Raw genomic sequence first — 17,285 nt, 5'->3', positions numbered from 1 at the left:
GACAGGGTTCCTCCCCTTCGGCGCCGGGAGTAGCTCGTGGGAAGTGACCGACCGTGACGCCGACAACGCGTGGCGGCGCGCAGCCGCCGCACGGGGACGAGCCGCCGCGGCGGCGGAGCGCTGGTTCTCATGGACAAGAACCGGCGGCAGCTGGCGGTCGCGTCTTCCGACGCCCGGGCCGGCAGGGCGCAGGATCTGGAGTACGTACTCGGGGAAGGCCCCATGTGCGACGTGGCGCGGAGCGGCCGTGCGGTGGCTGCCACCGGCTCCGGTCTGATGGACCGCTGGCCGCACTACGGCCGCGGCGTCCTGGATCTCGGACTGCGGGCCGCCGCGGCCGTGCCGCTCACCTGCGAGGGGGATCAGTTCGGGGTGATGGCCGTGTTCGACGAGGCCCGCCTGCCCCTGAAGGCGGATTTCAGACGCATCGCCACGGCCCTCGCCGCGGACGTCCTGCTCGGGCCGGACGGTGACCCGCTGCTCTACGGGGACATCGACGTCCAGGACGTGGTCCATCAGGCCACCGGCATGATCCTCGCGCAGGGCGAGGTGACCACCACGGACGCCCTGGCTCTCATCAAGGCGCGAGCCTTCCGCGAAGGCACGACCACGGCCGACATCGCCCGGCGGATAGTCGACTCCGACCTGCGGCTGACGGGCGAACCGGAGTGACCAATGGTGCAGCGCCCCGAAGCTGTCACGCCCCTGACCCGCCAAGCTCTGTCCGTGGTGAGCGGGTGTTCCTCTGCCCGCCAAAATGCGGGACCCTTGTCTCAATCTGTTCTTGCAGCGGAAGGGAGAGTGCCGTGGCGCCGCCGCCTGGGGCCGTTCCGAATAGGCCCCCTTGGTGGGATCAGCGCCCCCTGGCGAGTACGGAGCAGTCCTGCAGGACTGCCACCCTGCGGCAGTGGGCGGCGCGCAAGCGCGCCATGGCTGTCGAAATGCGGCTCCAGGCGATCTCGATGCGGGTGTTCGCCCAGGACATGCGCGCGGGCGCACCCTCCATCGCACTGTGCGCCCCCGACAACACCGTCACGAAGGTGGAGCAGTCGGTGCATTCGGCTGTGCTGACCGAGCAGGTCAAAGGCATCCTCGCCACCCGCTTCGCTTGCACTCCCGACCAGGCCCTGCTCCTCCTGCACGAACACTGCCGCAGGACGAACCTGCCCCTGGCGGTCCTCGCCCACCAGGTCGCGCACCACCACAGCCTCAGCGCTTGAGTCAGGCCGCGTCGAGCCGGGCGAGCTGCTCCGCGCTGAGCGTCAGGTCGGCCGCGGCGGCGGAGTCGGTGACGGAGGAGGGACGTTTCGCACCGGGGATGGGGATCACCACCGGGGACTGGGCGAGTTCCCAGGCCAGCGTCGTCTGCTGCGGGCTGACGCCGAGCTCCGAGGCGACCTCCTGGAAGGCGGGGTGCTGTGCGGCGAGACCCTTGGCGCGGTCGAGACCGCCGAGCGGACTCCAGGGCAGGAACGCGAGGCCCAGTTCGGCGCAGACGTCGATCTCCGGGCGGCTGCTGCGGAACGCCGGTGAGAACTGGTTCTGCACGCTGACCAGCGCGGGTCCGAGCACCGCGTGGGCCTGCCGGATCTGCTCCGGGTTCGCGTTGGACAGGCCTACCATGGCGACCTTGCCGCTGTCGTGGATCTCCTTGAGGGTGAGCAGGACGTCCTCGTACGGGACGGCCGGGTCGGGCCGGTGGTGCTGCCACAGGGCGATCTGTTCGACTCCGAGGCGGCGCAGCGAGTCGTCGACGGACTTGCGCAGATGCGGGGCGGAACTGTCGGTGTCCCAGCCACCGCCCTCCGTACGGACATGACCGCCCTTGGTGGCGAGCAACACCCGTTCGCGTGCGCCGAGTTCGTCGAGCAGTCCGGCGATCAGGCGCTCGTTCTCGCCCTGCGCGCCCGCACCCTTCTCGTCACCCGGCCCGTAGGCGTCGGCGGTGTCGAAGAGGGTGACGCCTGCCTCCAGCGCGGCGCTCACCGTGTCGAGCAGTTGCCTGCGCGGCTGGTCCCCGGTCTGGTCGAACGTCATCAGTCCCAGGCCGATGGCCCCGACCTCGTGCCGTCCTACGGTGTCGTTGCCGATGAATCGTGTGTGCATGCGGGGGCTTCCTCGTCTCATCGTTACTGGTGGTACGGGAGATACGTCGACGCAGGGCGACGTAACCAGCAGCGGGGTGGTTCAAACTTCCACGGCCACTTCCAGCCGTGGATGCCCGGCCCAACCCCCCTGCGCGCAGCCCTCGTTGGTCGATCCGATGGTCGCACCCATGGGTGCGCACCGCCCGCCGACAGGACCGTTCATCCACATTCTGAGACGTTTCGTCTCATGTCGCGTTGACATTTCCCCGATCAGTGATCCATATTCCTGTCCATGTCACGCAGCCCCTTCACCTCCGCGAGCGCCGCCATCCGGCTGGCGCTCATCGGTGTGACCGGGCACAGCGTCTCCGACATCCACTGTTGCTGACGCCTGCCAGCGTGCGCGTCGCACTTCCGACCGAGGCCTGAACCGGCCCGGGTGAGGCTGTTCCCGACCGCGCACCTGCATCCGCTCCCCCGCAGGCGCGACAGTCCCCGGCAATCCGGTCGCCTTCTTCGCCACCCGACTCCTCGGTGCCGCCTGCGCGGTTCTTCTCCCCGTTCAGGCAGTACTCCGAGAGGTCATCTTCCGATGCGTCAACCGCCCTTCATATCGCGCCGCCTGACCGCGGCCGCAGCCGTACTCGTCGTGGGTGCGGGGGCCGCGGCCTGCGGTCCCCAGGAGAGCAAGGGCGACTCCCCCGGCGCCTCGGGCACGCCGCACAAGGGCGGCACACTCACTGTCCTGAACAGCGCCCCGCAGGAAGATTTCGACCCCGCCCGGCTCTACACCTCCGGCGGCGGGAACATCCCCTCCCTCGTCTTCCGCACGCTCACCACGCGCAACCGCGAGGACGGCGCCGCCGGTGCGAAGGTCGTCCCCGACCTGGCCACCGACCTGGGCACACCGAGCAAGAACGCCACCGTGTGGACGTACACGCTCAAGGACGGCCTGAAGTACGAGGACGGCAGCAGGATCACGAGTGCCGACATCAAGTACGGCATCGAGCGGTCCTTCGCCGCCGAACTGTCCGGCGGCGCGCCCTATCTGCGGGACTGGCTGATCGGCGGGGCCGACTACCAGGGCCCGTACAAGGACAAGAAGGGTCTCGACTCGATCGAGACGCCCGACGAGAAGACCATCGTCTTCCATCTCGACAAGCCCGAGGGCGAGTTCCCCTACCTCGCCACCCAGACGCAGACGACCCCGGTGCCGAAGGCCAAGGACGAGGGCACCAAGTACGAGCAGCACCCACTCTCCTCCGGCCCGTACAGGGTCGTGAAGAACGAGGGTGACGGCGAGCGTCTCGTGCTTGAGCGCAACACGCACTGGTCGGCCGCGACCGACGAGGAGCGCAAGGCCTACCCCGACCGCATCGTCGTCCGCTCCGGTCTCGCATCCGCCGTCATCAACCAGCGGCTTTCCGCCTCCCGGGGCACCGACGCCGCCGCCGTCACCACCGACACCAACCTCGGCCCGGCCGAACTCGCCAAGGTCACCGGCGACAAGGACCTCGCCGCCCGGGTCGGCACCGGTCACTTCGGCTACACCAACTACATCGCTTTCAACCCGAAGGTGAAGCCGTTCGACAACCCGAAGGTGCGCCAGGCGATCTCCTACGCGATCGACCGCTCCTCCGTGGTCAACGCGGCGGGCGGCTCCTCGCTCGCCGAGCCCGCGACCACCTTCCTGCCCGACCAGAAGTCCTTCGGCCACACGCCCTACGACCACTTCCCGGCCGGGAGGACGGGCAACGCCTCCAAGGCCAAGGAGTTGCTGGAGGAGGCCGGTTACGCGAAGGGCCTGACCGTCACCCTCACGCACGACAATGAGAAGAACTTCGCCACGAGCCCGGAGATCGCCACGGCGATCCAGGAAGCTCTGAAGAAGGCGGGCATCACCGTCAAGCTGCGCGGCCTGGAGGACAACGACTACTCCGACACCGTCTACAACGTGAAGAGCGAGCCGGGCTTCTTCCTCGGCGGCTGGGGCGCCGACTGGCCCTCCGGCGGCCCGTTCTTCGCCCCGATCTTCGACGGCCGCCAGATCGTCAAGGCCGGGTACAACTTCAACTCGGCCCAGCTGAACGACGCGTCGGTCAACAAGGAGATCGACGAGATCAACAAGCTGACCGACCTGGGCGCCGCCGCGAAGCGCTGGGGCGCGCTCGACAAGAAGGTCGGCGAGCAGGCCCTGACGGTGCCGCTGTTCCACCCGGTCTACAAGCGGCTGTACGGCAAGTCCGTCAAGAACATCGTGATCAGCGACTGGACCGGTGTCCTCGACGTCTCCCAGGTCGCGGTCAAGTAGCCATGGCCGACACACTCTTCGTCGAGAAGACCGAGGGGGCGGGGCCCGTGATCGCGGACCCCGCCCCCGGGGGGCGTTCCTTCTGGCGGCGGCTGCGGACCCGCCGCGCGGCCCTCGTCGCGGGCGCGGCCGTCGCCCTCCTGATCTTCGTCGCGCTCGCCGCACCGCTGCTCACCGCCCTGGAGGGGCAGAACCCCACGACGTACCATCCGACGCTCGTCGACTCGGCCACCGGAGGCGTACCGATCGGCTCGTTCGGCGGGATCAGCGCCGACCACTGGCTCGGTGTCGAACCCCTCACCGGACGCGACCTGTTCGCCCGCGTCGCCTACGGAGCACGCGTCTCCCTCGGCGTCGCACTCACCGCCACCCTCTTCCAAGTGGTCATCGGCGTCGGCATCGGGCTCGCGGCCGGGCTCGGCAACCGCTTCGTCGACCAGGCGCTGAGCCGGGTCACCGACGTCATGGTCGCCCTGCCCGTGATGGTCATCGCGCTCGGCGCCCTGGCCGTCGTCCCGGCCGATTTCCCGCGCCCGGTCCTGATCGCCGTCGTCATCGGCCTGGTGGGCTGGGCCGGTACCTCGAAGATCGTGCGGGCCCAGACCCTCGCGCTCAAATCGCTCGACCACGTCGCCGCCGCCCGGCTCAGCGGCTGGAACGCCTGGCAGGTCGCCCGGCGCGAACTGCTGCCGGCCCTCGCCGCACCCGTCATCACGTACGCCGTGCTGCTCTTTCCCGCCAACATCGTCGTCGAGGCGGCCTTGTCCTTCCTCGGCGTCGGCATCAAACCGCCCACACCGTCCTGGGGACAGATGCTCAGCGACGCGGACACCTGGTACCAGGCGGCTCCGACCTATCTGTTGATCCCCGCCCTGCTGCTGTTCGTCACCGTGCTGGCGCTGACCGTCCTCGGCGAAGGCGTGCGCACCGCGCTCGATCCGCGCGCCGAGTCCCGGCTGCGGATCGGCACCGGCCGCAAGAAGGGAGCCGACGTATGAGGGGGTTCCTGATCCGGCGGACCGCAGGAGCACTGTTCGTCCTGGTCGCGCTCAGCATCGTCGTCTACGCCGCCTTCTACGTCGCTCCCGGCAACGTCGCGCAGATCGCGTGCGGCCCGCGCTGCTCCCCCGCGCAGGTCGCGCAGGTCAGCGAACAACTGCACCTGGGCGACCCGCTGTACGTGCAGTACGCGCACTTCGTCGAGGCCCTCTTCGCCGGTCGCGACTACTCGACCGGTACCGGAGTGATGCACTGCCAGGCCCCCTGCCTCGGGCTGTCGTACCAGAGCGACCAGCAGGTCACCGGCCTGATCCTGGCCAAGCTTCCGGCGACCGCCTCGCTCGTCGTCGGCGCCTTCGTGCTGTGGATCGTGCTCGGTGTCGGCACCGGGCTGCTGTCGGTGTGGCGGCGCGGTCGCCTCACCGAGCGCGTCCTGACCTGGATCACGCTCGCCGGCATGGCCACCCCGGTCTTCGTCATCGGCCTGCTGCTCATCATCCTGCTGGTGACGGCGCTCCAGGTACTGCCGTTCCCGGACTACGTGCCCTTCACCGACGACCCCGAGCAGTGGGCCTGGAACCTGCTGCTGCCCTGGATCTCGCTGGCGCTGATCTCCGCGGCCCCGTACGCCCGGATGACCCGGGCGTCGATGCTGGAGACCCTCGCCGAGGACCACGTACGTACCTTCCGGGCGTACGGGGTCGGCGAGGGGACGCTGGTCGGCCGGCACGCCCTGCGCGGCGCGCTGGCGCCGGTGATCGCACTCGCCGCACTGGACGTCGGTTCGATGTTCGGCGGCGCCGTCCTGACCGAGTCCCTCTTCGGGATCCCCGGAGTGGGCCGGGAACTCGTCGACGCCGTCAAGAACGTGGACCTTCCGGTCGTCGTAGGTCTGGTGCTCACCACCGGATTCTTCGTCGTCCTCGCCAACACCGTCGCGGACGTACTGCACGCGATGGCCGACCGACGGGTGGTGCTCGCGTGAGCCTGGTCGAAGTCTCCGGTCTCTCCGTCTCGTTCGGCGACGTGCGGGCGGTGCGGGACCTGTCGTTCTCCCTCGAGCCGGGCCGCGCGCTCGGCATCGTCGGCGAGTCCGGCTCCGGCAAGAGCGCGTCGGCGTACGCACTCCTCGGCCTGCACCGGGGCACGGGCGCCGAGGTCACCGGATCGGTCGAGGTCGCCGGAGTCGACGTGAACGCGGCGGACGACGCCGAGCTGCGCTCCCTGCGCGGCGGCCGGGCCGCGATGGTCTTCCAGGACCCGCTCTCCTCGCTCGACCCGTACTACGCGATCGGCGACCAGATCGCCCAGGTCTACCGGGTGCACCACCGGGTCTCCCGGCGGGCGGCCCGGGCGCGGGCCGTCGAGGTCCTCGACCGGGTCCGGATCCCCGACGCCGCGCGGCGGGCCCGGTCGAGGCCGCACGAGTTCTCCGGCGGGATGCGGCAGCGGGCGCTGATCGCGATGGCTCTCGCCTGCGAGCCCCAGCTCCTCATCGCCGACGAGCCCACGACCGCGCTGGACGTCACGGTGCAGGCCCAGATCCTGGACCTGCTGCACCAGTTGCGGCGCGAGACGGGCATGGGTCTGCTCCTGGTCACCCACGATGTGGCGGTCGCGGCGGAGTCGGTCGAGGACGTGCTCGTCATGCAGTCCGGAAGAGCCGTGGAAAAGGGGCCGGTCGGCGAAGTGCTGCTGGCTCCGCGCGAGCCGTACACCCAGGCGCTGCTCGCTGCGGTGCCCCGCATCACGGCCCGGTCCGCAGCCGCGGCGCCGGTGCCGGTGGACCACGGCGGGGACGACGACGGGGGCGACGGATTGGAGCCGCTGGTCGAAGCCATCGATGTCAGGCGGGTGTTCGGCAAGGGCGCGACCGCCCTCGCCGCCGTCGACGGCGTCTCCGTCGCTGTGCGCCGGGGCGAGACCCTCGGCATCGTCGGCGAGAGCGGAAGCGGCAAGACCACGCTCGGGCGCATGCTCGTCGGGCTCCTCGACCCCACGTCCGGCAGCCTCTCCCGGCGGGCGCGGGTGCAGATGGTCTTCCAGGACCCCCAGTCCTCCCTCAACCCGCGTCGCTCGATCGGCGAGTCGGTCGCGGACCCGCTCCGGGCGTCCGGCGAGCGCGACGAGAGCGTCATCCGGTCGCGCGTCGGTGATCTGCTCGAACGCGTCGGTCTCGACCCGGGCCTTTACGACCGGTACCCGCACGAGTTCAGCGGGGGGCAGCGCCAACGGGTCGGCATCGCGCGGGCCCTGGCCGGCGACCCGGACCTGATCGTCTGCGACGAGGCGGTCTCCGCCCTCGACGTGACGACCCAGGCCCAAGTGATCGCGCTTCTCGGCCAATTGCAGCGGGACCTTGGCCTGGCCCTGGTCTTCATCGCGCACGACCTCGCCGTCGTACGACAGGTCAGCGACCGCGTCGCCGTCATGCGCGGCGGCCGGATCGTCGAGGAGGGCGACGTGGAGACGGTGTACGCGGACCCCCGGGATCCCTACACCAAGCAGCTCCTCGCCGCCGTCCCCGCACTGGACCCCGCGCTGGCGGCCCAACGGCGCTCGGACCGCGCCGAGTTGACCACCGCTCTCTGATCCAACCGGACGCCCGGGCCTGCCCGCCGCCTCTTCGCCGCCTCTTCGCCGCCGAAGGAGAACGCGGCGGTAGGCCCGGGCCCGCACCGCTGACAACCCAGGTCGGTCCGAGGGGAAACCCGCCGTGAGGCAGGCCGGCAGCCGGGCGCCCACCGCCCCGGGCCTCACCCACGCTTGCGCAGCGCAACGGCCGCTCGGCGCCGATCCGGCAACTCGAGCAGCCGCCCTGCCCTGCCCTGCGAAGCCGCTTTACGACGCGGGCGGCGTCACCTCGGCGTCGTTCGGTCAGCGCGGTGACACCATCGCGCGCAGCGCCGCCTTGTCCGGCTTGCCGCTGGGGGCCACGGGGACCTCGGTGAGGAGGACGACGCCGGCCGGGACGCTCGCCGCACCGACTTCCCGGGCGACCAGCTTGCGCAGCGTTTCCTCCTCGGGCGCGACGGCCGCGGGCCGCGGTACGACGAAGGCGTGGATGGCCTCGCCGGTGTGCTCGTCGGGGACGCTCACGACGTAGGCCTGGTCGACGTCCGGGTGTGAGGCGAGGGCGCGTTCGATGGGTCCCGCGTAGTGGACGATGGCGTTGACGATGATGATGTCGCGGATGCGTCCGGCCAGTCGCAGATACCCGTCGGCGTCGAGGCTGCCGAGGTCACGGGTGCGCACCCAGCCGTCCCGCAGCACGTCAGCGGTCTCCTCGACGTCGTCCCAGTAGCCGCGGAAGAAGTCCGGCCTGCGCACCCACACTTCGCCCGTGTCCCCGGTCGGTACGTCCTGGCCCTCGCTGTCGCGCACCCGCGTCTCGACGGTCTCCAGCGGGCGTCCCACACTGTCGGCCAGGGCCGGGTCGCCGGTCAGTTCCGCGGGTTCGAGGACGGAGAGCATGCCCGTCTCGGTCTGTCCGTAGCCGTGGTGGACGACGGGGCCGAGCAGCGCGGCGGCCTCGGTGAGCCGGTGCGGCGGGAGTGGGGAACCGGCCACGAGGAGGTTGCGCAGCGTGGAGAGGTCCGGGCTGCCCTCCCGGGCGGCGTCGAGGAGGGCGTACAGCCGCGGCACCGTCACCAGACATGCGGTGATGCGGTGCTGGGCGAACACTTCGGGAAAGCGCAACGGCTGCCCGGGTATCACGGCGGTGCCGCCGCTCATCAGGCACAGGCCGAGGTGCTCGAAGACCACGGCGCTGTTCAGCGTGCCGAACAGCAGGAAGCGTTCGTAGCGCGCGGCGAGCCGGCGGACGCGGTCGTTCCAACGGGACGGTTCCAAAGCCCAGTTGTGGGTCAGTGCGCCGTAGGTCACCACCGTGCCCTTGGGGCGCCCGGTGCTGCCGCTGGTGAGGTGGATGATGCCGACGTCGTCGGGGTTGCCCTGCGCGGTGAGGTCATCGCCAGAGCCGGGAAGAGCCTCCCCCGCCGACCGCAGGGAGGCGGCGTCCAGCAGTGGGACGCCCAGTTCGGCGGCTTCGGCGTGAAGTTCGGCGTTGCTCGCGGTGTCGTCGGTGACCACGGCGCTGACGTCCCGGGCCAGGATGGACCGCAGGTGCTCGCGGGTCAGCCCGGGGCGCAGGCCGATCACCGTGCAGCCGACGGTGTGGGCGGCGATCCGGACGGCGAACGCCTCCGGGGAGACCCCGGTGTCCAGAGCCACGTACGAACCGGCGGTCAGGCCAGCCCCGCGCAGGCCCCGCACGAGGGTGGCGACCGCGTCGAGCACCTCTCCCCTGGTGACCGTGCGCCCCTCGTACTCGAAGGCGGGTCGGTCGGGAGCGGCACGGAACGCGTCGATGAGTGTCTGCGGAAAAGTGCCTGCGTGCTGTTCGTCCACTTCATCTCCACTCTTGGCCGGAAATCATCGGTGTAAAGGCTGTGTGAATGGTCGAGAACGGATCGTAATGACCGATGTAAAGGCCCGTGCGGTCCGCCGAACGCCCGCACACGTTATCCGAGACTCATAATTACCCCATTCCGAATGTGTGTGACCTAGGTCACAGACAGGTGGGGTGGCAGCGTGCTTTAACCATCAAGTACCGTCTTCGACACCCCCACGGAAGGCAGGGCCACAATGTCCGGTTCAGTCCATGTCGACTATCTCGTCATCGGCGCAGGACCCGCAGGCCTCCAAGCCGGATATTTCCTCAAGAAGTCCGGTAGGGACTATCTCATCGTGGAGGGAAGTGACGCGCCCGGCGCTTTCTTCACACGTTTTCCGAGGCACCGGACCCTGATCTCCAGCAATAAGGTGCACACCGGCTGGAGCGACCCGGAACTGCGGCTGCGCGTCGACTGGAACTCGCTGCTCTCCGACGAGGGCCCCTTGTTCACCAGTTACACCCCCCGCTACTTCCCACCGGCCGACGAGTTCGTCCGCTACCTGGACGACTTCGCCCGTGAGCACGGTCTGAACATCCGCTACAACACCCGCATCAGCCGCGTAACGCGCTCGGACAGCGGCGAGTTCGTGGCCACGGACGAACATGGCAACGTTGTCCGGGCGCGGCGTGTCATCGTCGCCACCGGCGTCTCCCGGCCCTACATGCCGCCCATCGAGGGCGCGGCAGAGGCCGAGCGCTACGACGAGGTCACGGTCGATCCGCAGGACTTCGTCGACCAGCGGGTTCTCATCATCGGCCGCGGCAATTCCGCGTTCGAGACCGCGGACAACCTCATCGAGACCGCCGCGGTGATCCATGTGGCCGGACCCGGTTCACTGAAGCTGGCCTGGCGCACTCATTTCGTCGGCCATCTACGGGCCGTGAACAACAACTTCCTCGACACTTACCAACTCAAATCGCAGAACGCGATCCTGGACGGAGAGATTCTCCGTATCAAACGGAATGCCGACGGCACATATGTGGTGAGCGTCAGCTTCTCGCGCGTCGACGAGGTCGTCAAAGACATCCCTTACGACCGCGTCATTCTGGCCACCGGATTCCGCTTCGATGCGTCGATATTCGACGAGGAATGCCGCCCCGACCTGATCGTGAAAGAGCGCTTCCCGCACCTCACGGACGCCTGGGAATCGGTCAACGTACCCGACCTCTACTTCGTCGGCACCATCACCCAGTCCCGTGATTTCAAGAAATCCACCAGTGGCTTCATTCACGGTTTCCGGTACGGCGTGAAGGCACTGGCCCGCATCCTGGAGCGCCGCTACCACGACGCGCCGTGGCCGCACGCCGGACTGCCCGCCACCGGCGCCGCCGTCGCCGACGCGGTCACCGAGCGCATCAACCGCACCTCGGCCCTGTGGCAGATGTTCGGGTTCCTCGGCGACGCCGTCCTGGTCGACGCCGGCGGCCAGGTGCGCTACTGCGAGGAAGTACCGGTGGAGCACCTGCATGCCGCAGCCGCGCGCGGCGACTTCGGGGAGCTGTCCGCCTACTTCAGCGTCACCCTGGAGTACGGCGCCGACCACGACCAGGTCGACCCCTTCGACGTCAGCGTCAACCGCACGAGCCAGCAGGACACCAGCGGTCTCGACGCCCGCTACCTGCACCCCGTGGTGCGGCAGTTCCTTCCCGACGGCAGCGGCAAGCCGGTCGCCGAGCACCACATCACGGAGAACCTGGAGAACGAGTGGGACAACCCCGACGTGCACGTCGGCCCGCTGCGCTCCTTCCTCACCGCCCGCCTCGCGGACGGCGACGGTTCCCCGGCCGGTGACGCGCTCGCCACACCCCGGACATGACCGGCAAGGACACGGGCCCGACGCACCACCTGGCCGAACCGGCGCGCAAGCAACTCCCGCAGGAGCACTACGACTTCTTCGCCGGCGGCGCCGGTGAGGAGACCGCCCTGCGGGAGAACGAGAACGCCTTCGGCCGCCTCGCCCTGCTCCCCCGGGTGCTGCGCGGCGGGGCCGACCGCAGCACCGGGGTCAGCGTCCTCGACCGGGAGTGGCCGGCCCCGCTGTTCGTCTCGCCCACCGCCTTCCACCGGCTCGCCCACCCCCACGGCGAAGCGGCCACCGCGCGCGCCGCCGCCGCGGCCGGCGTCCCGCTGGTGACAGGCGTGGCGGCGACCACCTCCGTGGCGGACGTCGTCGCGGCGGCCCGAGAACAGGACGCCGACGCGGTGGTCTGGTTCCAGCTCTACCTCCACCCGGAGCCCGAGGTCACCACCGAGCTGGTCCGCCGGGCGCAGCGGGCGGGCTGCTCCGCCCTCGTCGTCACCGTCGATTCCCCCGTCTTCGGCCGTCGTACCCGGGACCTGCACAACGGATTCCACGATCTGCCGCCCGGCCTCGCCACCGAGAACATGCGCAACCTGCCCGGCAGCGAGCCCGGCCGGCCCCTCCCCATCCCCATGTGGCCGGCCGGCTGGGACGACCTGCGCCGACTGCGTGAACAGACCGACCTGCCGCTCGTCCTCAAGGGTGTGCTGCACCCCGACGACGCGCGCATCGCCGTCGAGCAGGGCATGGACGCGCTGCTCGTCTCCAACCACGGCGGACGGCAGCTCGACGCCGCCCCCGCATCGGTGGAGGCGCTGCCCGCGGTGGCCGACGCCGTCGCCGGACGGGTGCCGGTCCTGATGGACGGCGGTGTACGCCGGGGCAGCGACATCGCCACCGCCCTCGCCCTCGGCGCCCGGGCCGTCGGCATCGGCAGGCCCGTGCTGTGGGCGCTCGCCGCCCGCGGCGAGGAAGGAGTGCGGGAGTACCTGACCGCGCTGCGCGCGGACTTCGACCACGTGCTCGCCCTGTGCGGTGGGCATCGGCCCCAGGACCTCACGGCCGACCAGGTGGTCGAACGCGGCACGGCACGACGGCCGTCGAGAGGAGAACCGACATGCTGAAGAAGACCACGGCAGCGGCCCTGGCCGCGGGCAGCGCGCTGCTGCTCTCCTCACCGGCGTGGCTGCCCCGCCGGGTCGTCTCCGTACGGATGAAGCTCTTCGCCCGCGTCAACGGCGACGAGGGCCTGCCCTTCCCGCAGGAGGCGTACGGCGGCGCCGAGCGCTTCGAGGAGATCTACGGCCGGCCCGCGGCGAACGGGCGCAGCAAGGGCGCGGCGCTGTCCGACCTGTTCTGGTACTGGCTCGCCCCCGGCGCCGACATCCACCAGGAGCACCTGGAAGCCGGACCCCGCTACGACGAGGTGTCGCGCCGCACCCTCGCCATCCTCGCCGGACCCTCGGCCGAGTTGTACGACGCGGCCGCGCGCAGTACCCGGCGCGTCCTGGACACCCTGCCCGCCGACAGCGTGCGGCCGGTGCGGCTGCGCGACCTGATGATGCCGGTGTGGGCGGAGTTCTTCTACACGCTGGTGTTCCGGGAGGACTGCCCGCCCGCGGCGCGGAAACTGATCGTCGACAACGCCGAGGACGTGGTCAACGCCCTGAAGTGCACCAGGCTGCGGCACATGCGCCGCCGCGACCGGCTGACCCGCTATCTGCTGCGCAGGCTGGCCGCCGGTGACGTGCCGCACGAACTGCCCGCCGGGCTGACCCGCCGCCAGCACGCGTACTACCTCCAGGGCACCTTCTTCAACACCGCCGTCGTCCAGATGTCGGAGGCGATGGCGCACCTCCTGCTGGTCCTTGCCCAGCACCCCGGGGTGCAGGAGCGGGTGGCTGCGGGCAACGACGACGACCGCTATCTGTCGCACGTCATGAACGAGACGTTCCGGCTCTTCCCGTTGTTCGGCGTGGCCCACCGCATCACCACCGCGGACATCGACCTGGAGGGCATGCCGCTCATCCCGTCGGGGTCCGTGCTGACCTTCAACTACCCCGAATACCACGCCACCGGCTACACCGACCCCGAGCGCTTCGACCCCGAGCGCTGGGAGACGCTGTCCGCCAAGGAAGCTCACCACATCCCGTTCGGGATCGCCGCCAACCGGCCCTGTCCTGCCTGGCGCCTCTCCCCGATCGCGATGCGCGCCGCCACCCGCGAGGTGCTGGCCCGCTTCGAGCTGGACTCGCCCGTCAGCCACACCCGTTCCATCCCGCACCGCGCGCCCTGCCTCCTGATCCCCCGGGACCGGCCGGCGGACACGCCGCGGCGCCGCGTCCTGCGCGCCGCGCTGACCGTCCGGGACCGGGCCGAGGACGTCGGACGCAGTCTGACGCAGCTCGTCCTCGGCACGTACATGGTCCTTGACGCCCGCCGTACGAAGCCCGCCGCACGTTTCTTCGCCGAGCACGACACCGAAGGCCGCCCACTGCCGCGCGAGCACGCCGCTCCCGGCGCAGGCGGGCAACGCGAACCCGCCGTCACCACCTGCCCGTACACGGGCCGGAGCACCTGAGGCCGGTGTCTTCGAACCCCCGCCTGCGCTCGGGCGGGGGTTCGAAGACCGGCTCTGACGGCGTCCCCCTCCCCTCGCCTCCCGACCGAGGAGTCACCGTTGTCGACCACCGAGCTGGGTCCGGCGTTCTTCCTCGCCGTGGCCGTCATCCTTACCACCTGCCGCCTCGTCGGCTGGTTACTGCGTTATCTGGGACAACCGCCCGTCGTGGGTGAGATGGTCGCCGGCGTGGCCCTCGGCCCGTCGATGCTCGGTCTCATCGCACCGGGCGCCGAGGAAGCCCTCTTCCCGCAGGAACTGCGCCCGATCCTGTACGTGGCCGGGCAGATCGGCCTCGTCGCCTTCATGTTCCTGGCGGGCTACGAGTTCCGCACCGACCGCCTGTCCTCGGTGGGCCGCATCGCGGTGCCTGTGTCGGCAGCGGGGATCGCGATACCGCTGGTGCTGGGCGTGGGCCTCGCCACCGTCGCCCACAACTGGGTGGACATCTACCCGGACGGCATCTCACCGCTGGTGGGCGCGCTGTTCATCGGGGTCACCCTGGCCATCACGGCCTTCCCGATGCTGGCGCGCATCATCAACGAACGCGGCCTGACCAACACCCGGTTCGGCTCCGTCTCGCTGGCCGCCGGCGCGCTGGACGACGCCGTGGCATGGATCATGCTGGCGGCGGTACTGAGCATGGCGGGCGGCGGGATGGGCACCTTCGCCCTGGCGGCGGTCGGCACGGTCGGACTCGGCGTGTTCCTCGCCGTGTTCGTACGCCTGCGCCCGAAGGCCCTGGACTGGGCGCGTCGGCTGACCGAGGAACACGCGCTGCTGGTCATCGTCCTCGTCCTGTTCATCGCCGCCTGGTACACCGACCGCATCGGCCTGTACGCCGTGTTCGGCGCGTTCAGCCTCGGTGTCGCCTTCCCCCGCGACCCGGTGGTGACCCGCGCGGTACGGGCCATCGAGCCGGTCAGCCGCATCGTGTTCCTGCCTCTGTTCTTCGCCTACTCGGGCCTGAACACCGACTTCACGCTGCTGTCCGGCGGCAACATGCTGCTGTTCACCGCGGCCTGTGTCCTGGTGGCCGTCGTCAGCAAGTTCGGTGCCTGCTGGGCCACCGCGCGGCTGCTGGGCGAGCCGCCGGACGTCGCCATCCGGGTGGGCACACTGATGAACGCCCGCGGTCTGATGCAGCTCATCGCCATCAACGTCGGCCTGGCCGCGGGCATCACGTCACCGGCGCTCTTCGGTGTGCTGGTGATCGTCGCCCTGGTGACGACGGTGATGACGTCTCCGCTGCTGACCCTCTGGGACCGGCTGGACCGCGGCCGCACCCGGGAGCCCGCACCGGTGCCCGAGACCGCGGCCTGAACCACTCGTGCGGGACACAGCTGTTCCCGAGTCGTGACAGCAGGCCCTTGGTCGCTCGGGAGGGCTGTGTTCGACTGGCCCGATGCCTGCGCAACCCACGCATCTCCCCGTTCTCCTGAGCGGACGGCGTCGCGCCCTCCTCCGCTGCGCCGTCGCCGCGGCGCTCGCCGCTCTCGCCGCGCTGCTGCCCGGCAGCGTGACGGCGTCCGCCGAACCCGCCCCCGAATCCGGGCTCGTGGCGCCGAGCACGTACCACGTGAAGCCGCCCGGCGGCCGAAAGCGGCCCGAGCGGGACAAGCGCCTCCACATCCGGTACACGCGCGGCGAGAGCGAGGGAGTCGGCGAGAAGACGGGGCGGCTCACGATGGATGTCAGCGGCGCGAAGGAGACGCTGCGGCTGAAGCAGTTCGGCAGCGGTTGCAGCAGCACCGGCGGGGTCCGCGTGGTGTGCAAAGTCGGTGCGAGCTACAACAGTTGGGCGGACTGGGCGGGCGCGCTTCCCTACGCCGCGCCCGGCAGCAAGGCCGGTGACCGGGGCGAGCTCCGCATGCGCTACGAGGCCCCGGACGGTCACGTGTCCACCGCGACGACCACGGTGGTGGTCGGCGGGCCCATCCTGGAGGTCCGCAGCCCCGAGACCGTCACCGGCGTAAGGCCCGGCGCCGAAACCGTCCTGGACCTCGCCGTCCGCAACTCGGGCGAGACGACGGCCGACGGCGTGGCCCTGATGATCGGGGGCGTCAGCGAGCTGACCTTGACGCAACGCTTCTCCAACTGCCGTTACACCGGCGATGACGACGCACCGCAAACCGCCTACTGCACTTTCCCGGACCTGCGATTGCGCCCGGGACAGACGGTGGTGTTCAGTCCGGGTCTGCGGCTACGAACCCACGAGACGCTGGACCACGGCTCGCTGTACCAGACCGCCTGGCCCCTGGACGTCGGCCCGTACCACGATGTGCTCGTGCCCGACGGCGGTACGGCCGGCGACGGCCCGCCACTGCGACCGCAGGTGCGCTCGGGTGGCAGCGGGCAGTGGAGCGACGAGCGCGAGGCGTGGGCCGAAGTACGCACGGACAACCCCGCCGACTACGCGGCGATCGGTGCCCACGTGCGGGCGGCTCCGGGCGGCGAGCAGGAGGTGCGGGTCGGCGCCCGCGCGGACGGGCCCGGCGACCCGGGCCAGGGCGGCGCGTACAACCTGGTCTTCACCGTGCCGCGCGGAGCCGAGGTGGTGAAGGAGCCGATGGAGGAGCTCGACGAGGACGTCCACGAACCCACGTGCCGGCGCCGGGGCGCCGTCTACACCTGCCCGCTGCGCGTGCACGAACCGGGCACCGAGGAGACCCTCCCGTTCACCCTGAAGTTCGGCGAGAACGCCGGCGACGGGTCTGTCCGGCTTACAAAACGCAAGGACGACGAACCGCCCGCGGACCCCGACACAACCGACCACACGGCCGCGGTGACCGTGGACCTCGATGTGAAGTACGCGTCGACCACCGCCTCGGGACACGGCCTCGCGTGGAGTGTCACCGGCGGGCTCGCGGCAGTCGTCGTCGGTGGCGGGGGCCTGCTCCTGTGGCGACGACGGCAACAGCGCTGACCGCCGCGCCGCCGGCCGTGGTCCGGCCGGTTCTCGGTCTGGCGGTCATGTGGCGCCGGGCGTAGAGAGAAAGGTTCACCCAGG

General features: G+C 70.5%; 14 protein-coding genes. 12 read left to right on the top strand and 2 right to left on the bottom strand.

Annotated features, from left to right (window positions below):
• Nucleotides 1–69: 69 nt before the first annotated feature.
• On the top strand, nucleotides 70–672 hold the full coding sequence (locus tag ABD366_RS26770; protein WP_324765775.1) for a GAF and ANTAR domain-containing protein: 603 nt from the start codon (nucleotides 70–72) through the stop codon (nucleotides 670–672).
• 257 nt (nucleotides 673–929) lie between these two features.
• Nucleotides 930–1,220 (top strand): ANTAR domain-containing protein, encoded by a 291-nt coding sequence (locus ABD366_RS26765; protein ID WP_324765776.1) that lies wholly within the window; start codon nucleotides 930–932, stop codon nucleotides 1,218–1,220.
• Between the two features lies 1 nt (nucleotide 1,221).
• Here ABD366_RS26765 and ABD366_RS26760 read toward each other — a convergent pair whose 3' ends face one another.
• On the bottom strand, nucleotides 1,222–2,106 hold the full coding sequence (locus ABD366_RS26760; RefSeq protein ID WP_324765777.1) for an aldo/keto reductase: 885 nt from the start codon (nucleotides 2,104–2,106) through the stop codon (nucleotides 1,222–1,224).
• 273 nt (nucleotides 2,107–2,379) lie between these two features.
• On the opposite strand from ABD366_RS26760, the gene ABD366_RS26755 reads away from it, so the two are divergent.
• From ABD366_RS26755 to ABD366_RS26735, 5 genes are all read left to right on the top strand, one after another.
• Complete coding sequence (locus tag ABD366_RS26755) at nucleotides 2,380–2,475, top strand: Ms4533A family Cys-rich leader peptide (RefSeq protein ID WP_324765778.1); 96 nt, start codon at nucleotides 2,380–2,382, stop codon at nucleotides 2,473–2,475.
• 204 nt (nucleotides 2,476–2,679) lie between these two features.
• The gene (locus ABD366_RS26750; RefSeq protein WP_324765779.1) at nucleotides 2,680–4,398 is read left to right on the top strand and encodes an ABC transporter substrate-binding protein; all 1,719 of its coding nucleotides are present in this window, start codon (nucleotides 2,680–2,682) and stop codon (nucleotides 4,396–4,398) included.
• A 2-nt stretch (nucleotides 4,399–4,400) separates the two neighbouring features.
• Entirely contained in the window at nucleotides 4,401–5,396 is a 996-nt protein-coding gene (locus ABD366_RS26745) for an ABC transporter permease (protein ID WP_324765780.1), read from the top strand.
• A complete protein-coding gene (locus tag ABD366_RS26740) occupies nucleotides 5,393–6,382 on the top strand; it encodes an ABC transporter permease (RefSeq protein ID WP_324765781.1) in 990 nt (329 codons plus the stop codon). Before ABD366_RS26745 ends, ABD366_RS26740 begins: the two co-directional genes overlap by 4 nt.
• Nucleotides 6,379–7,989, top strand: a complete 1,611-nt coding sequence (locus ABD366_RS26735; RefSeq protein ID WP_324765782.1) for an ABC transporter ATP-binding protein — start codon at nucleotides 6,379–6,381, stop codon at nucleotides 7,987–7,989. The genes ABD366_RS26740 and ABD366_RS26735 overlap by 4 nt, the downstream gene beginning before the upstream one ends.
• Before the next feature lie 285 nt (nucleotides 7,990–8,274).
• Here the strand turns inward: ABD366_RS26735 and ABD366_RS26730 are convergent, their stop codons facing one another.
• Nucleotides 8,275–9,807, bottom strand: a complete 1,533-nt coding sequence (locus ABD366_RS26730; protein ID WP_324765783.1) for a class I adenylate-forming enzyme family protein — start codon at nucleotides 9,805–9,807, stop codon at nucleotides 8,275–8,277.
• Nucleotides 9,808–10,044: 237 nt separating this feature from the next.
• Between ABD366_RS26730 and ABD366_RS26725 the strand changes: the two genes are divergently transcribed.
• From ABD366_RS26725 to ABD366_RS26705, 5 genes are all read left to right on the top strand, one after another.
• Nucleotides 10,045–11,670, top strand: coding sequence for an NAD(P)-binding domain-containing protein (locus ABD366_RS26725; RefSeq protein ID WP_324765784.1), 1,626 nt, complete (start codon nucleotides 10,045–10,047; stop codon nucleotides 11,668–11,670).
• A complete protein-coding gene (locus ABD366_RS26720) occupies nucleotides 11,667–12,779 on the top strand; it encodes an alpha-hydroxy acid oxidase (protein ID WP_324765785.1) in 1,113 nt (370 codons plus the stop codon). Before ABD366_RS26725 ends, ABD366_RS26720 begins: the two co-directional genes overlap by 4 nt.
• The gene (locus tag ABD366_RS26715) at nucleotides 12,773–14,236 is read left to right on the top strand and encodes a cytochrome P450 (RefSeq protein ID WP_324765786.1); all 1,464 of its coding nucleotides are present in this window, start codon (nucleotides 12,773–12,775) and stop codon (nucleotides 14,234–14,236) included. Before ABD366_RS26720 ends, ABD366_RS26715 begins: the two co-directional genes overlap by 7 nt.
• Before the next feature lie 99 nt (nucleotides 14,237–14,335).
• Nucleotides 14,336–15,598, top strand: a complete 1,263-nt coding sequence (locus ABD366_RS26710) for a cation:proton antiporter (RefSeq protein ID WP_324765787.1) — start codon at nucleotides 14,336–14,338, stop codon at nucleotides 15,596–15,598.
• 82 nt (nucleotides 15,599–15,680) lie between these two features.
• Nucleotides 15,681–17,201 carry a hypothetical protein gene (locus tag ABD366_RS26705; protein ID WP_324765788.1) on the top strand — a complete coding sequence of 507 codons (1,521 nt, stop codon included), beginning with the start codon at nucleotides 15,681–15,683 and terminating at the stop codon, nucleotides 17,199–17,201.
• Nucleotides 17,202–17,285 lie beyond the last annotated feature (84 nt).

The organism is Streptomyces kunmingensis (genome assembly GCF_039533535.1).
GTDB lineage: Bacteria > Actinomycetota > Actinomycetes > Streptomycetales > Streptomycetaceae > Streptomyces > Streptomyces kunmingensis.
This window is presented reverse-complemented; position numbering and strand designations above follow the sequence as displayed.

Bases quoted from the DNA above. Each gene is read 5' to 3' on its own strand.
- ABD366_RS26765 (WP_324765776.1), top strand. From the start codon at position 930: ATGGCTGTCGAAATGCGGCTCCAGGCGATCTCGATGCGGGTGTTCGCC.
- ABD366_RS26760 (WP_324765777.1), bottom strand. From the start codon at position 2,106: ATGCACACACGATTCATCGGCAACGACACCGTAGGACGGCACGAGGTC.
- ABD366_RS26755 (WP_324765778.1), top strand. From the start codon at position 2,380: ATGTCACGCAGCCCCTTCACCTCCGCGAGCGCCGCCATCCGGCTGGCG.
- ABD366_RS26750 (WP_324765779.1), top strand. From the start codon at position 2,680: ATGCGTCAACCGCCCTTCATATCGCGCCGCCTGACCGCGGCCGCAGCC.
- ABD366_RS26745 (WP_324765780.1), top strand. From the start codon at position 4,401: ATGGCCGACACACTCTTCGTCGAGAAGACCGAGGGGGCGGGGCCCGTG.
- ABD366_RS26740 (WP_324765781.1), top strand. From the start codon at position 5,393: ATGAGGGGGTTCCTGATCCGGCGGACCGCAGGAGCACTGTTCGTCCTG.
- ABD366_RS26725 (WP_324765784.1), top strand. From the start codon at position 10,045: ATGTCCGGTTCAGTCCATGTCGACTATCTCGTCATCGGCGCAGGACCC.
- ABD366_RS26720 (WP_324765785.1), top strand. From the start codon at position 11,667: ATGACCGGCAAGGACACGGGCCCGACGCACCACCTGGCCGAACCGGCG.
- ABD366_RS26715 (WP_324765786.1), top strand. From the start codon at position 12,773: ATGCTGAAGAAGACCACGGCAGCGGCCCTGGCCGCGGGCAGCGCGCTG.
- ABD366_RS26705 (WP_324765788.1), top strand. From the start codon at position 15,681: ATGCCTGCGCAACCCACGCATCTCCCCGTTCTCCTGAGCGGACGGCGT.